Raw genomic sequence first — 16322 nt, 5'->3', positions numbered from 1 at the left:
AATCGAGCATGACGAAGATCGTCACACACTGGGATGATTATAAACCATGCGAGATTCCATCTGACCTTTGAAAAACAAATTATAAACAGATGAAAAAGACGATAAGCATCAACATCAGCGGAATTCTCTTCCATATCGAGGAAGACGGATATGATACGCTAAGAAAGTACCTTGACGCGATCAACAGGCACTTCTCTAACTATAAAGACAATCATGAAATCATCTCCGACATAGAAAACCGAATCGCTGAGATCTTTCTGAGCAATCTGAAAAACAACAAGCAAGTCATCACAGCTGAAAACGTGGACAAACTCATCGAAAAGATGGGGACCATCGCTGACTTTACCGCAGTGGAGGATAAAGAAGAAATGAACGAGGAAGGACCTGATTCACAGCAGGAAGACTTCTACAAATATGTCACCCCTCCAGGAAGTGAAACCGGCGGATACAAAAAGCTCAAACGCCTGGAGAACAAGAAGATTCTCGGTGGTGTGTGTGCAGGTATTGCAAGCTACTTCTCTGTGGATCCGCTCTGGACCAGATTGTTTGCGATCTTGCTTTTATTCAGTGGCAATCTCAATCTAAAATTTGGCTTTCTTGATATTCTGCCATTTGACAATTTCCGATTCAATCTCAGTTTCGGATTCTTTGCCATTGTCGCCTACATCGTACTCTGGATTATCCTGCCCGTTTCCTATGAAGTAATGGAAGATTCCAAAGTCAAAAAACTCTTTAGAAACCCCGATGACAAAGTCCTCGGCGGAGTATCAAGCGGATTGGCTGCATACTTTGGAGTAGAAGCGCTGTATGTCCGACTTGCATTTGTCCTCTTGGCTTTCGCCGGCGGATCAGGTATTCTGATTTACCTGATCTTATGGATTATCACTCCTGTGGCAAGTTCCATCACGGAGCGAATCAAAATGAAAGGCGGAGAAATCACGCTGGACAGCATTGATTCCACGATCAAAGAAAGTATCAATCCCATTCCTCCCATGCCTGAGTCCAATGTCAAGAAAATTCTGATGGCACCATTCCGTGTCTTGGGAAAAGTGATCGATGCGATCGGTTCGGCTTTGGGACCTCTTGGCAAGTTCATCGGAACCGTGATTCGAGTCATCTTCGGTTTGATCATATTCTTTATCGGGTTGAGCTTGACCATCACGCCGCTACTGGCTTTGGCAGCCTATTTTGGGATTTCCGATTCTGATTACAGAGCCTGGGTAGATAATTTTCCCATAGAATTATTCACCAACCTAGTTCCGCTTTGGCTGGTCATTTCGAGTATAGGCTTAGTCATTATTCCCGGCATTATCATTCTCCTGTTAGGATTGAGTGTGCTGGCGCAAAAGAACCTAATCGGCGGCCGTTTTGGTCTGGTTGCCTTGGGATTGTGGTTGCTTTGCATTGGAATCTCGGCATTTCAAATCCCTAAAATCGTCGTCCAATTCAAAGAAGAAAATGTATTTGAATCCACAATAGATCTTCCGGTCACCCCAGGTACACTCATCCTAAGAACGAATGATTTGGAAGATGAGGAGCTTTTCAACAAAGCAAACCTCCAACTGGTAGGAAGTCCGGATTCTGTGGTTTCTTTGACCCAGGAGTTTTCTGCTCGTGGCAAAACCAAACTGGAGGCTTTGGAAAATGCCAAAAAGCTGGCTTATTCCTACTCAGTGATGGATTCTGTGATAACATTTGAGGAGGGATATGATCTCAGGGCTTTGGAAACCTTTCGCGATCAGCAGGTGAACCTTACCCTGCGCATTCCTTACGACAGGCCATTCATCATGGAGCGATCCCTACTGGAAATCCTTCGAAACACAATCTCTAACAATGGATACCGCTCGTCAGATGTAAGGTCATCTACCGTTTGGGTGTTCAATGAAGCCGGCTTGGTTTGCCTGACATGTCCACTTAAAAATGAAAATTCCGGGGACTGGGATGAGGAGGAGAGCACCAAGCGGGATTCACTCAACAAAGCAAAAATGGACAGCATCACCCGTGCAAAATTTGCAGACTCCCCTTTCATGAGTGATTGATTTTGCGGATTTGAAATAACTTAAAAGAGACACCCCTCAAGTGTCTCTTTTTTTTGTACCTTCTTTCAAAAAAGAATAAAAATGGATGTAACTGCAAAATTTTTAGGAGGAGCGAGTTCTGTCACAGGTTCTAAATATTTGATTGATCTGGGGGATTTTGAATTCATGGTAGATTGTGGGCTTTTTCAGGGTCGCAGGGAATTGCGGGAAAGAAACTGGGATAAATTCCCCATTCCTGTGGACCAATTGGAGGTAATTATCCTGACCCATGCCCATCTGGACCATATAGGCTATTTGCCGAGAATAGTCAAGCAGGGCTTCAAAGGGCCAATTTACTGTACGGAAGCTACAGCCGAAATAGCAAAAATCCTGCTACTGGATTCCGGAAAACTACAGGAGGAAGAAGCTGAATTTGCCCGAAAAAAAGGCTATTCCCGACATGAAGATCCACAGCCGCTCTACACCATGGAGGACGCTGAAGCTGTCTTTCCCCAGTTGGTACCCAAGCCTTTTGACAAACCCTTCTCCATTCACCCCAGTGTGGATGTAGTTTTCTTTCATGCAGGCCACATTCTTGGGGCATCCATCGTCAAAGTCCTCATAAAAGGAGCTTCGCAAACCAAAAAACTTGTCTTCTCGGGAGATTTGGGAAGATATCATGATCCTGTGCTTTTCCCTCCTACCCGTATTTCCAAAGCTGATGTCCTCTGGATCGAATCCACCTATGGGGATCGCAAAGCCTCCTCTACAAAACCAGAAGATGCACTCGCCAAGGCCATTTTAGACACCTTCGATCGCGAAGGATTGGTGATCATTCCTTCGTTTGCAGTTGGAAGAACCCAATTGCTGCTCTATCACATGTATCAATTGATGGAAAAAAGGAAAATCCCCAAAGTGCCGATTTTTCTGGATAGCCCAATGGCGATTGATACGACCAAACTTTACTTGGATTTTCATACCGATCATCGACTGTCCGATATGATCCTTGAAGAAAATCAGCACGCATTCAATCATCCACAGCTTCATTATTTTCAGAAACGTGAACAATCCATGACGCTGAATGACTATCGGGGGCGAGCAATAATCATCTCTGCCAGCGGGATGGCGACAGGAGGGCGAATTCTCCATCATTTGTTTCATCACCTTCCACATGAGAAAAATGGAGTAATAATTGTGGGTTATCAGCCGGAAGGGACAAGAGGAAGACGCTTATTGGATGGTGAACCAACCGTGCGGATTTATGGCGTTGATGTGCCTGTCAAAGCAAAAGTTCACCAAATCGTTGGCCTCTCAGCCCATGCCGATCAGGAAGAGTTAATGGATTGGGCTGAAGGCTTTTCTGATCGACCTAAGGTTACATTTATTGTGCATGGGGAAGGAAATGGTCCTGAAGAACTTGCATTAAAACTAAAGGAAGAATTAGGCTGGAATACGGTGATTCCACAATATTTGGAATCATTTGTGCTTTTCGAAGGGATATAAAAAGACAGAAGACTAGAGACAGAAGAAAAACATAATCGAACGTTTTTAAGATTGGAGGCTGGTACGATGACCGAATACTGAAGTTGCGAAATAGTTATCCTCCTTGGAAAATCATAGTCTGTGGACCATGATACTCTGTAAAAAACCGGACAGACATATAAAAATAAAATTAACATGAATTCACTTTCCCTTTTTGCTACCCTATTATTTACAGGATTTTTACTTATGGGCTGTAAACCCTATAAACCGGAAGGACAAGGAATAACCGGAACGATAACCTGGCAGGAAGGGAATCAAATGCCCATGATGATCGAAGAAGGACAAGCAGATACACGAAGTTCACCAAAACCCATCAAACGTACCGTGCGAGTTTATCCATTGATCAAATTTTCTGATTTGAAAATGGAAGAGGGGCTCTTCACTGCTGTAGCCGAAAAACCAATAACAGAAGTAGAATCCAATGAAAGCGGAGTCTATTCGATCCAATTGAGTCCCGGCAGATATTCCATTTTCATTGTGGAGGAAGGTGGGCTATTCGCCAATATTTTTGATGGGGATGGCAATGTCAATCCTGTCACTGTAAAAGAAAATGAATGGACCTTATTAGACGTAGTGGTGAACTATAAGGCAGTTTTCTAGAAATTCATTTTATTCAATGAGAACTACCCACAATTAAATGACATAAAAAAACCCGGAAATTCTCCGGGTTTTTTGATTTCTCCAATCTTTTTTAAAGAAACTTATTCCTCAGCTTTCTCCTTTTTCTTGACGGAAATGGTGAGTTCAGCTCCTTCTCCTTCGTAATCAGCAGTGATCACATCGCCTTCTGATAGATCGCCTTTAAGGATTTCTTCCGCTATGGCATCTTCCAGGTATTTCTGGATCGCACGATTCAACGGACGGGCACCATACTGCTGATCATAGCCTTTCTCGGCAAGGAAATCCTTTGCTTTATCAGTCAACTCGATCTTGTATCCCAAGTCGGTAATTCTTTTGAAAAGCTTATCCAGGCTGATATCGATGATCTTGAAGATATGCTCTTTGCTTAGCGAGTTAAACACCACGACATCGTCCAATCTATTGAGGAATTCGGGGCTGAAGGCTTTCTTCAAAGCAGACTGAATCGTAGACTTCATGATGTCATCATTACCTTCTGTTTTGGAACGATTGGCAAAGCCTATTCCCGCGCCGAAGTCTTTCAAGTCACGAACTCCAATATTGGAAGTCATGATAATGATGGTATTTCTGAAATCCACCCTTCTACCCAAACCGTCAGTCAAAATGCCGTCGTCCAATACTTGGAGCAGAATGTTAAATACATCCGGGTGAGCTTTCTCGATCTCATCCAGTAAGACCACTGAATAGGGCTTTCGTCTGACCTTCTCTGTCAATTGCCCCCCTTCTTCATAGCCCACGTAGCCTGGAGGCGCTCCTACCAATCGGGATACAGAGAATTTCTCCATGTATTCCGACATGTCAATTCTAATCAGCGAATCATCTTTGTCAAAAAGGTAACTTGCCAGCATCTTAGCCAATTCCGTTTTCCCTACCCCTGTCGGGCCTAAGAAAATGAAGGAGCCGATGGGCTTTTTGGGATCTTTCAACCCTACCCGGGTACGCTGTATAGCTTTTGTCAGTTTCTTAATTGCTTCCTCTTGCCCGATTACTTTACCGCCCAACTCAGTATTCATGTTGAGTAATTTAGCACCTTCGTTTTGTGCAATACGCTTGGCTGGAATACCGGTCATCATCGCAATTACTTCCGCGACATTGTCCTCTTCGACCACATAACGCTTTGACTTGCTTTCCTCTTCCCAACGGTTTTTGGCCGCCTCCAACTGCTCCAGAAGCTTCTTCTCCTTATCTCGCAACTGAGCTGCTTCTTCGTATTTCTGGGATTTAACAACCCGGTTCTTTTCGGTTTTGATATTCTCCACTTCCGCTTCCAGCTTCAGGATATCCTCCGGAACGTGAATGTTGTTAATGTGCACTCTTGCTCCAGCCTCATCCAAAATATCGATCGCCTTGTCAGGAAGGAATCGATCAGAGATGTAACGATCAGATAACTTCACACAGGCTACGATTGCCTCGGGAGTGTAGATCACATTGTGGTGATCCTCATATTTGTCCTTGATGTTTTCGAGAATTTGGATCGTTTCTTCCGGAGTAGTTGCATCTACCATTACCATCTGAAATCGTCGGGCCAAAGCTCCGTCTTTCTCGATGTATTGACGATATTCATCTAGGGTCGTCGCACCGATGCACTGGATTTCTCCCCGTGCCAAAGCCGGCTTGAACATATTCGAAGCATCCAAGGAACCTGATGCACCACCGGCACCCACTATTGTATGCAGCTCATCGATAAAAAGAATGACGTTTGAAGATTTTTCCAGCTCGTTCATCACGGCTTTCATTCGCTCCTCAAACTGACCTCTATATTTTGTTCCGGCGACTAATGACGCCAAATCCAACGTAACCACACGCTTATTGAAAAGCACGCGAGAAACTTTTTTCTGAATGATTCTCAGAGCCAAGCCCTCTGCGATTGCTGTTTTTCCCACACCGGGTTCACCGATTAAAATTGGGTTATTTTTCTTTCTTCGGGAAAGAATCTGAGCCACTCGCTCGATTTCTTTTTCACGACCTATGATTGGATCCAACTTGTCGTCTTCGGCCATTTTGGTCAAATCCCGTCCGAAATTATCCAAAACCGGAGTTCTGGATTTTTCAGCACCTGGTTTGGCTTGACTTCCGGACCCACTTCCTGACGACCCAAACAGTTTGGAGCCGTCATCATCCCCATCTTCAGCCTCAGCCTTGGCTCTTGGGGAAGCTCCGGCATCAGACTGCATTTCAAGCATTTCTTTAACAGCGTCGTAGTTCACTTCAAACTTGTTTAAAATCTGTGTCGCAATATTGTCTTCATCTCTAAGGATAGAAAGCAACAAATGCTCTGTACCGATCAATTGGCTCTTGAAGATTTTTGCTTCTAAGTAGGTGATTTTAAGGACTTTTTCCGATTGACGGGTCAAGGGAATATTTGCCATGTTTTTCACATTGTGATTAGCGGTGCCTTTCACAGCACGCTCGATTGCATTGCGTAGCTCGTCAAGCGGCACGCCCAATTTTTTAAGAATGGAAACAGCTACACCTTCTCCTTCTCGAATCATCCCAAGCAAGAGGTGCTCTGTACCAATGTAATCATGTCCTAGCCGGAGGGCTTCTTCACGGCTAAGGGAGATCACCTCTTTGACTCTATTTGAAAATTTTGCTTCCATTTATATCCTTTCTGATTGAAAATAAACCTGTACGTATGTTACCGAATTTGTTTTAAAAACACAATCCTTTTAACGATTGTTCAGTCTTTTTTTTGAATCCCGCAAGATCCGATCAGCCTCGGGGCCTGCACAAAACAACAAATCCAGAATGCCGAGGTTAGGCTCAAAGTCTAAGCCAAAAAGTTGGGTATAGCTCACCGGCTCATAATGCATTCGGTCGGAAAAGGGCCTTCCAGGCACTATTTGGCCTCTTATGTCCTTGAAATCCATTGCATACCCATCTCCTTGATAAACAGAAAGTCTGGCATTCCATCGAAGTAATTTCAGACACATTGTCAGCAAATTTAAATTAAACCGCCAAAGATATTCTTCTTCGGACTCATAGATTTCCCTGAAATACGGAAAATAAAATTCGAAGAATGGAGCTTTACCATACCCGCTTTGGATTCCGCGAAGGTGAATACTTTTCCAATTCTGCGTGTGGTCGATCTTGATTTGATTCAAAGGAAGCCTCGGACGACGACCCTGAATCGGAATACTCAGGGTCTCTACTTTGTTTGACAGGCGGATTCGGGTACGATTGAAATAAGATTGGCGGGGGTATTGGTCTTTAGGGAAAATCAAAATCTCCTCAGCATCGGCAATTGCTGCGAAAAATTCCAGACTAGGGAGAAAGTGTAGGTCTACGGCAATTTGATTCAAAGGTAGAGAGTTAATTCGTTTATAGTTAATAAATAAATGGTTGGTTAGTTAAAAGTGAAGTCTGACAACCAACAGCTGGCCTTAAACAATTTCTTCCAATTGTCCCAAACCCTGACGAATCACTTCTACTTCATCGCCTGTACAATCCAAAATGGTGGAAGCCACATTTTGGCCGTATCCTCCATCAATCACTAGGTCTACCAAATGTTGGTACTTCTCGAAAATCAACTCCGGGTCAGTGCTGTACTCGATCACTTCGTCCTCATCATAGATAGAGGTAGAGAGGATGGGCTGTCCCAATTCCTCCACAATTGCTCTCGGTATAGAATGGTTGGGAACACGGATACCTACCGTCTTTTTATTACTGTGAAGAATTTTTGGGACATGATAACTTGCTTCCAAAATAAAGGTAAAGGGACCAGGTAGGCCCTTTTTCATCATTTTAAAGACCGGTTTGGTGATCACTCGGGTGTACTGAGCGATATTGCTGAGATCCGCACAGACAAATGAGAAATTGTGCTTCTTTGGATTGATCCCCTTGATCTTGCAGATTCGCTCCACTGCACGTTGGTTGGTGATATCGCATCCCATTCCATAGACTGTATCGGTTGGATAGATGATTACGCCTCCATTTCGAAGAACTTCAACTACCTGACGGATCCGTTTGGGATCGGGATTCTGCTCATATAGCCGGATAAATTCAGCTGCCATTAGTCAATAGGTTTGTTTTGTTCTACAAGCTTAACCCATTTCTGCTGTATTTCGTGCACTATGGGCAGATCAGCAGCTGCCCAGTCCACGGAGAAAAGGTCATTTTCCCCTAACCAAACAATTTTTTCATGCTCCAGCAAATGAAAATCGAAGCTTTCTAAAGTCGCTGTAAATGGTATCAGTCGAATTATTTTGCCGGGTGTATAGCTGAATTCAACAGGTGAGAGCGCCTGAATAATCTTGATCCGAACAGCCAATTCTTCTTGAATTTCTCGGATCAGACACTCTTCAGGACTTTCGCCACCTTCAATTTTCCCACCCGGGAATTCCCATTTCCCGGGCAAATCCATAGATTCAGAACGCTTTGCCGCAAGGACTTTTCCCCGGTGAAAAATAATGGCGCAGGTGACGGGGATGGTTTTCATAGATAAAAGTAGAAATACAATTGAAATACATAGAAATAAAACCGCTATTGTGGTTAAACTAGATAGACAAGTTTAGTTATTCCAGTAAATCTAGCCCCATTTCTCAAGTTATTTCGGGACCGCACGGAGCTTATTTCGAGAAGCGTATTTCTATCTATTTCGCTCAGCTCATTTCAATCGCCCTTTTTCCATTCCAAAATCTTCTCGTCCGAAAAACCTACAACGACCTCCTCGACTTTTCCGCTTTCATCAATCAGATAAAAGGTAGGATAACCGCTCACTCCATAGGCTTTTCCAACTGCCTCAGCATTGGCAAGAACTGGAAAAGGGATAGGCACTTTAGATCGGTATTTATCCATTTCTTCTTTGGTATCGACCGGATTGACATAGAGCGGAACGATATTATCCGCAAATTGGTAAGCAGGTTTATTGAATTGCTCAAGGGCAATCTTGCACCAGCCGCACCGGATCATTGAGAAATTCAAAAGAACTTTCTTGCCTCGCATTTGAGCGAGTTCCACCCAATTCCCATCTGCATCCAAAAGTTTGAAATCTGGGGCATTTTCACCAGTTGGGGTCCTCCCAAACCATCGATTGATTCAAAGCCAAGCGATTGGCGGTAAGAATTTTCTCTTTTGTAAGGTTAAAAACCTTATCTGGTTTTTGTGGACCCGAACAGGAAAAACCCAGTGCTAGTGAAAACAAAAGCAAAATCAAGGATCCCTTCATAACATTATTCAATGAGTGAAATTGAAAATTAGTTTAATAAAGCTAAAAATGTAAACGCCAGGATCTTTTTCTCCATTTCAAAATGCGCCTGTTTCAAAATCTCCCTCCCATGGAAAACTTGGCTTAGCTTATCTTCTTTTGAACTCACTGCCGAAGGGCGCATTTCTCTGTCATTTTTCCCTATTTTTGCCTTCTATGATTTCTGATAAAAAGAGAAAATTCCTCCTGGTCCTGCTGATATCCACTTCGGTATTGGCTATTTCGCTGACGTTCTATTTTTACCAGCTTTTTTTCAGCCCCAACACCATGGTCGATTCAGACCGGGTTTATATGCTGAAAATCCCCAGTAATGCGGTTTTCAAGCAAGTCTCCAATCAACTGTATGATGATCGAGTGATCAATGATGCGATCAGCTTTTCCTTCGTCAGCAAAGTATTGGGCTATCAGGATGCCGTAAAACCCGGCCTCTACAAAGTCGAACCAAAAATGACGAACCTTGAGTTGGTGAAAATGCTGAGATCCGGGGCTCAAGTACCTGTGAAAGTCACCTTCAACAATATCAGAACCAAAGAAGAACTGGCTGAAAAAATCACCGCTAATCTTGAAGTGACACCCGATCAGTTTCTACACCTGATTCAGGATTCTGTCTACATCCGAAAGTTTGATTTCGAAGAGGAGACCATCATGAGCATGTTTGTTCCCAACACCTATGAGTTTTGGTGGAACACGAGCCCTGAAGCGCTTTTTGATCGAATGTATAAAGAATATCAGAGCTTTTGGACTGAGGAGCGAAAGCAAAAAGCGCAGGCCCTGGGGCTTTCACAAAAAGAGGTGAGTACCCTGGCATCGATCGTCCAAGCAGAAAGTCAAAAGTCTGACGAAAGGCCTAAAATCGCCGGAGTTTACCTGAATCGAATGAAAATCGGAATGGCACTTCAGGCAGATCCAACCTTGGTTTTCGCCACAGGGGATTTTACACTCAAGCGAATTTTAAACATCCACAAAGAAATCGACAGCCCCTACAACACGTACAAATATACAGGCCTGCCTCCCGGACCAATCAATCTTCCGGATGTCAACTCCCTGAATGCCGTTTTAAATGCTGAAGATCACGATTATTTATATTTCTGTGCCAAGTAGGATTTTTCGGGGTATCATGCTTTTGCAGTCAACTATTCTGACCACATGGCCAATGCACGGCGCTACCAAGCCGCGCTGAATGCCGCTAAAATCTTTTGAGATGTTCACTTCCGAAACCCAAATCCGTGTTCGTTATGCCGAAACAGATCAAATGGGGTATGTTTACTACGGGAATTACGCGATGTATTTTGAAGTGGCAAGGGTAGAAGCCATGCGATCGGCGAATTTTTCCTATCGGGAAATGGAGGAAAACGGCGTCATGATGCCGGTCCTTGAAAGCCATTTTCGCTATCTCAAACCCGGGAAATACGATGAGCTTTTGACCATCAAAACTGTAATCCCTGATTTACCGGGAGTACGAATCCGATTTGAGTATCAAGTCTACAACGAGTCGGAAGAACTAATCACGGAGGGCTGGACGACGTTGGCATTTCTCAAAAAAGACAGCCACCAACCCACTCGACCTCCAAAGAATTTGTTAGATTTATTAAAACCGTTTTTTGAGTAAAACTTTCTATCGTGGTCGAAAAACAACTATTCAAATGGAGATTACGCTTTCAGCTGAAAGCAAGGCATTTGAAAAAAATTCATTTTGGCTACCCGGATAAAAATCTGTACGATGTAAGCCGGATTTTTATCCAACAACTCAAAAAGGATGACATCAGTGAGCGGGCAGGTTCGATGGCATTTAGCTACACGATTGCGCTTTTCCCTCTTCTCCTCTTTTTATTGAACTTAGTCCCCTATTTGCAGGACTTTTTCCCGGTGGTAACTACCGAAAATATCTTTGCATTTGTACAGACGGTCATGCCCGAAGGGATCTATGAAAACATCAGTTCTACCTTGGTCGACATTGTATCCAGACCTCGACAGAGTCTCCTTTCATTTGGCTTCTTTTTCGCACTTTTTGCTTCCACACAGGGTGTCATGTCCATGATGGCCTCCTTTAACTCTGTATACAAAACGAGGGATAACCGTGGTTTTTTGAAATCCAGAATTATTGCAGTCTGCATTGTTTTTGCGCTTGTTTTGACCATTTTCACGGCAAGCACAGTCATGATTATCGGTAGTCTCCTCATCAGTGCGCTGGACGAAATGCAGGTTTTCAATACCAACTTCATGATTTTCCTCTTCAATACTTTCAAATTCTTCATCCTTCTTTTTGTCTTTTACATCACCTCAGCTTTTATCTTCAGACTTGCGCCTGCTGTACATGACAAGTGGAAATTTTTCTCCATCGGGGCACAATTATCAGGCTTGTTGATCACTTTGGCATTTTATGGCTTTATTTTCTACCTGGACAATTTTGCCAGTTACAACAAACTTTACGGTTCGATTGGGACTTTTATCGCATTGATGCTTTGGCTGTGGATCACTTCCTTGATCGTGCTGGTTTGTTTTGAGGTCAATGTGAGTTTCGATCTGGCTGAAGAAAAACAACGGGAACGCGAAAAAAGAAGACTGCTGCTTCTGGAAGAAGAAAAGCGTAAAGGAACGTCCACCTGAGCGTCGGGAAGCATTTTTTAGTGAGGCAAAAATCTTTACTTTAGGTGCGTAAATCCTAAAAAATCCACCATTATGAATCGCATTCCACTCCATTTTGGCCTCGCCTTGATTTTTTCACTCTTCCTTGCATGCAGCAAGCCAATGCCTGAAACAATCCCGGATTCGGAAATCAACAGCTGGTTTGATGCCGAATACGAGGAGCTTCTTCAGATGAGCCCCTTGCAACTGACTACTCAGGGAAGAAAAGACAGGTATGGGGAGATAGACGACATGAGCGAAGCAGCGGAGGACAAAAAGCTGGCTTGGATGGAAGAAAGTGTTGCAGAAATGGAGTCAAAATTCGACTACAAGTTGCTAAGCCCACAGGCCAAGGTATCCTATGATCTTTGGAAATATCAGTATGAAATGGAGAAGAAGGATGTGGAATTCAGAAGAATGAACTACGTGTTCAATCAGATGGGTGGCCTACACACCATGATCCCTACGATGTTGATCAACTTCCACAAAGTGGATGAAGCATCAGACATGACCGCACTGGTATCACGGATCAAGGAGTCTGGCAGAGCAATCAACCAACTTTTGGAACGTGCAAAACTGCAAACAGCCGCAGGTGTCCGTCCTCCGAAATTCGCTTATGAATACGTTATTCAACAATCCAAAGCTTTGATTCAAGGACAGCCTTTTACCGATGATAAATCCAACGCTCCCCTTTGGACCGATGCATTGGCAAAAATCGAAAACCTTGAAAAAGAAGGAAAGATTACCCCTGAACAGGCAGAAGAATTCCGAACCAATGCAATGGATGCCCTGGTCAGCAATTTCAAACCTGCCTATGAAGAACTCATTGCCTGGCTGGAGTCAGAACTGCCTAATCTGGAGGAATCACCTACCGGCGTGAGCCGTCATGAGATGGGAAATGCCTTCTATGCGCACAAATTGAAATCCTCTACCACCACCGATCTTACCGCCGACCAAATCCATCAGATCGGATTGGATGAAGTCAAGCGAATCCAACAGGAAATGCTTGTGATCAAGGATCAGGTAGGATTTGAAGGAGATTTGAAGGCGTTTTTCAAATTTGTCAACAGTGATCCCCAGTTTTTCTTTCCAAATACAGACGAAGGAAGACAGGCCTATTTGGATGAATCCACGGCCTTTCTGGATGAGATCAAGCAAAAATTACCGGACTATTTTGGCATACTACCCAAGGCGGACTTGGTTGTAAAACGGGTGGAAGCTTTTCGCGAGCAGGACGGGGCACCGCAACATTACAATCAAGGCACTCCGGACGGGACAAGGCCGGGCACTTATTATGTTCACCTATCGGACATGAACGCCATGCCCAAATCCACGATGGAAGGCGTAGCCTATCACGAAGGAAGCCCAGGGCATCACATGCAAATCTCGATCGCGCAGGAACTGGAATCCGTTCCAAAATTCCGCACACAGATGGGTTTCAATGCCTATGTGGAAGGTTGGGCCTTGTATTCCGAGGCATTAGCCAAAGAGATGGGACAATACAAAAATCCATACTATGACTTCGGCCGCTTGGTCAATGAAATCTGGAGAGCGATCCGCCTGGTGACAGATACCGGTCTTCACGCCAAAGGCTGGTCCGAGGCCGATGCCATCAAGTATTTTAGCGAAAACTCCTCTATCGCTCCCGGCGCGATCCAAGCTGAGGTTCGCCGCTATATGGTAATCCCCGGTCAGGCCACTGGCTATAAGATCGGGATGCTCAAGATTCAGGAATTACGCAAACTTGCTGAAGCGGAGTTGGGAGAAAAATTCGATCTGAAAGCCTTTCATGATGTGGTGTTGGGTGGGGGAGCCTTGCCCTTGGACATATTGGAGAGGGTAGTGAAAGAGTGGATTGCGGAGGTGAAGGCCAGTGAGCAGTTGCAGTAGGAAGTTAGCAAAATGTCCGGCTGAGCGTAGTCGAAGCCAGTTGGAGTGATCAATTTTCAGTCGCAGTAGGCAGAGTGTCAGGTTGAGCGGGGTCGAAGCCCTTTCCGGCTGGTAAGTGGTAAAGGGAAAGTGGTAAGTGGATTTGGGTGTCAGGCTGAGCAAAGTCGAAGCCATTTAGTTGTTGAGGGTTAAATCGTTAAAGGTTAATAAGAGACGTGGAACCGAATGGTTGATTTAGAAATTCTAATAAAGCCTTATAGCAAGAATTGAAGAAGCCGCTGAAAAAATTTAACCCATAAAAATCAGGAACTTAAAAGAAAAAGGGCTGTGTAGCTTTGTATAAATACATAATACGCTTACTTTTGCAGACTCGAAAAGAGTGAACACAGCACAGAGGAGTGGCAGAGTGCTTCCCGATATCCCGATAGTAATCGGGAGGGCGGCGGTCTTAAAACAACTCAAATCAAATTAGAGGAGTGGCAGAGTGGTCGATCGCGGCGGTCTTGAAAACCGTTGTACCGTGAGGTACCGGGGGTTCGAATCCCTCCTCCTCTGCAGGTCAAAACCCTAACTATCTGAAATACTGAGAGTTAGGGTTTATTTTTTGAATTTAGTAGCGAATTTAGTGGCGAATCTGTTTGATTTTTGAATTGATACTTCCGCGTACCGTTCTGACCTTCTCATAAAAATCCTATCAGCCTTTTTTTAAAAAGCCTGATAGGAATTAAAACTCCCCAGCCTAAAACTGATCAAATCCTGAGATAGGTTAATTCGGAACTTCACTTGAATCTTTGTGAATTTCGATCCTCGCACACTTCGTACGGTACGAAGTGTGCGAGTCGTACGAGGTGTACGAATTAGGTTCTCAGAGCCTAAGAATAAAAAAGAAACTGGTCAGTAATATTTTATCCGATTATTAGAAGAAATCACTCTTCAGGATTTCGAATCTCCTAACATGTTTTCGTCCTTCCAATCCAGAGGTTGTAAAATCCAGGAACGTAAAACACATCCAACTAGGTATTTATAGTATTTATTTTTAGAGTTATATTACAAGACTGATTTTCACCAAGTAGGACTGCAGACTATGGGCAAAAAACCACTCACTTTTCAAAAATACTTCTCTTTAACCAAAATAGCATTGGTAGTATTCCTTACTTGTTTTTCAGGTTTTCTGTTTGCGACAGATAACCCTACTTCTCCAAGTCAATTTCCTATTAAAGACTTGATCGGCATTGACGGAGAGCCTTTCAGCACTCGTGATGTGCTGGACAAGGGGAAAACCACGATTGTTTTTTACCTCTCTCCCGAGTGCGGGGCATGTGCCGAACAGACAAAAGCAATTACTTCCAATATGGATCAAATGGAGGACGTACAGTTTCTGTTTGTGACGGCTTACGAACCGGAAAGTACCAAGGCATTTTTAGAAGATCACCACATCGGAAACTTTCCCAATATCCGTTTTGGATACGATATCAACTTGACCTTGCAACAGCACTATCAACTTTACGCTGTACCATCCATCTACTTGTACAATTCCGATGGACAACTTAGCCATGAATGGACGGGCTATACACCTGTGGAAGTGCTCAAAGACGCGGTGGATGGGAAAATAAATTCAAATCTTTCTCAAGAAAAAGATTTGAAGGAGGTTGTGGAGAAGGTTGAGGAGTGTGATCCAGTAAAAAATATAACACAAGTTAGTGCATTATGTGGTGATCTAAAAAGCAATGTGGACACTATTAAACCTGGTATACCTAATTACATATTTACTTTAAGAAAGCTCGCTTGCGTTAAAGAAAACTCATCTCAAGAAGAAGGAGTTAAAATAGTTAAAGCATGGTGGGAAACAAACAAAACTATTATGAGATGTGATTTGAATATTGCCCATATAGGCAATCATAACATTCTTAAACACGCTGTGAAATTAGTGAACAAGCAATTCATTAAAAATTTAGTAAATATATTCGACCTCGATATTAACTTTAAAGACCCAATCGATGGAAAAACAGTATTCACATTTTGCAATGATGAAGTAGCTAGACTGAAGCAACTAAATGAACCACAAGATGAAATAGATGATATCGCAGATATATGTGAATACATTGGCAAAGTAAATGAGGAACGAAATAAGTGATTCCACGGCAATAGCGTCCTAAATAAAAAATGAGAGGTCCTATTTTTTGACCAAAATAGTTACTTTGGTTTGCACCAAAACCTCAGACCTCTCATGGGTAATATTACGCTGTTTTCTCAGATTATTAAAAAGATTGACCGCCCGATTTTCAAGAAGCTGGTCAAAGAAAAACAAACAGATAAAGGCTGTAAGGGATTCGACAGTTGGACACATTTGGTCTCCATGCTTTTCTGCCATTTTGCCAAGAGTACCTCGGTAAGGGATATTT

Annotated in this window: 13 protein-coding genes, 1 tRNA gene and 1 pseudogene; 10 read left to right on the top strand and 5 right to left on the bottom strand. The window is 43.4% G+C overall.

Annotated elements, in window-relative coordinates; translation table 11 throughout:
• Positions 1–89 precede the first annotated feature (89 nt).
• From C4S61_RS18460 to C4S61_RS18450, 3 genes are all read left to right on the top strand, one after another.
• Entirely contained in the window at positions 90–2039 is a 1950-nt protein-coding gene (locus tag C4S61_RS18460) for a PspC domain-containing protein (RefSeq protein ID WP_103926272.1), read from the top strand.
• 81 nt (positions 2040–2120) lie between these two features.
• Positions 2121–3521 carry an MBL fold metallo-hydrolase RNA specificity domain-containing protein gene (locus C4S61_RS18455; RefSeq protein ID WP_103926271.1) on the top strand — a complete coding sequence of 467 codons (1401 nt, stop codon included), beginning with the start codon at positions 2121–2123 and terminating at the stop codon, positions 3519–3521.
• 174 nt (positions 3522–3695) lie between these two features.
• A complete protein-coding gene (locus tag C4S61_RS18450) occupies positions 3696–4160 on the top strand; it encodes a hypothetical protein (RefSeq protein ID WP_103926270.1) in 465 nt (154 codons plus the stop codon).
• A 101-nt stretch (positions 4161–4261) separates the two neighbouring features.
• On the opposite strand, the gene C4S61_RS18445 is transcribed toward C4S61_RS18450, so the two are convergent.
• From C4S61_RS18445 to C4S61_RS18425, 5 genes are all read right to left on the bottom strand, one after another.
• On the bottom strand, positions 4262–6799 hold the full coding sequence (locus tag C4S61_RS18445) for an ATP-dependent Clp protease ATP-binding subunit (RefSeq protein ID WP_103926269.1): 2538 nt from the start codon (positions 6797–6799) through the stop codon (positions 4262–4264).
• A 69-nt stretch (positions 6800–6868) separates the two neighbouring features.
• Positions 6869–7501 (bottom strand): WbqC family protein, encoded by a 633-nt coding sequence (locus C4S61_RS18440; protein ID WP_103926268.1) that lies wholly within the window; start codon positions 7499–7501, stop codon positions 6869–6871.
• Between the two features lie 81 nt (positions 7502–7582).
• Positions 7583–8212: an L-threonylcarbamoyladenylate synthase gene (locus C4S61_RS18435; protein WP_103926267.1), complete on the bottom strand. Its 630-nt coding sequence runs from the start codon at positions 8210–8212 to the stop codon at positions 7583–7585.
• Positions 8212–8637 carry a (deoxy)nucleoside triphosphate pyrophosphohydrolase gene (locus C4S61_RS18430; RefSeq protein WP_103926266.1) on the bottom strand — a complete coding sequence of 142 codons (426 nt, stop codon included), beginning with the start codon at positions 8635–8637 and terminating at the stop codon, positions 8212–8214. Before C4S61_RS18430 ends, C4S61_RS18435 begins: the two co-directional genes overlap by 1 nt.
• A gap of 173 nt (positions 8638–8810) precedes the next feature.
• Entirely contained in the window at positions 8811–9236 is a 426-nt protein-coding gene (locus C4S61_RS18425) for a peroxiredoxin family protein (RefSeq protein ID WP_103926265.1), read from the bottom strand.
• 325 nt (positions 9237–9561) lie between these two features.
• Between C4S61_RS18425 and mltG the strand changes: the two are divergent.
• The 7 genes and pseudogenes from mltG to C4S61_RS18390 all read left to right on the top strand — a co-directional run.
• Positions 9562–10605: pseudogene (gene mltG, locus C4S61_RS18420) on the top strand (endolytic transglycosylase MltG).
• A 1-nt stretch (position 10606) separates the two neighbouring features.
• On the top strand, positions 10607–11014 hold the full coding sequence (locus C4S61_RS18415) for an acyl-CoA thioesterase (protein ID WP_103926264.1): 408 nt from the start codon (positions 10607–10609) through the stop codon (positions 11012–11014).
• 11 nt (positions 11015–11025) lie between these two features.
• Entirely contained in the window at positions 11026–12012 is a 987-nt protein-coding gene (locus tag C4S61_RS18410; protein WP_103926263.1) for a YihY/virulence factor BrkB family protein, read from the top strand.
• Positions 12013–12084: 72 nt separating this feature from the next.
• Positions 12085–13920, top strand: coding sequence for a DUF885 domain-containing protein (locus C4S61_RS18405; protein ID WP_103926262.1), 1836 nt, complete (start codon positions 12085–12087; stop codon positions 13918–13920).
• Positions 13921–14390: 470 nt separating this feature from the next.
• A tRNA-Ser gene (locus tag C4S61_RS18400) sits at positions 14391–14475 on the top strand.
• 529 nt (positions 14476–15004) lie between these two features.
• On the top strand, positions 15005–16054 hold the full coding sequence (locus C4S61_RS18395; protein WP_103926261.1) for a TlpA family protein disulfide reductase: 1050 nt from the start codon (positions 15005–15007) through the stop codon (positions 16052–16054).
• Between the two features lie 93 nt (positions 16055–16147).
• A partial coding sequence (locus C4S61_RS18390; RefSeq protein ID WP_146064379.1) for a DUF4372 domain-containing protein occupies positions 16148–16322 on the top strand: 175 nt, incomplete at its 3' end.

Source organism: Algoriphagus boritolerans DSM 17298 = JCM 18970 (assembly GCF_900108085.1).
Classification (GTDB): Bacteria; Bacteroidota; Bacteroidia; order Cytophagales; family Cyclobacteriaceae; genus Algoriphagus; species Algoriphagus boritolerans.
The sequence above is the reverse complement of the archived record's forward strand: the minus strand, read 5'-3'. Positions and strand labels throughout refer to the sequence as shown.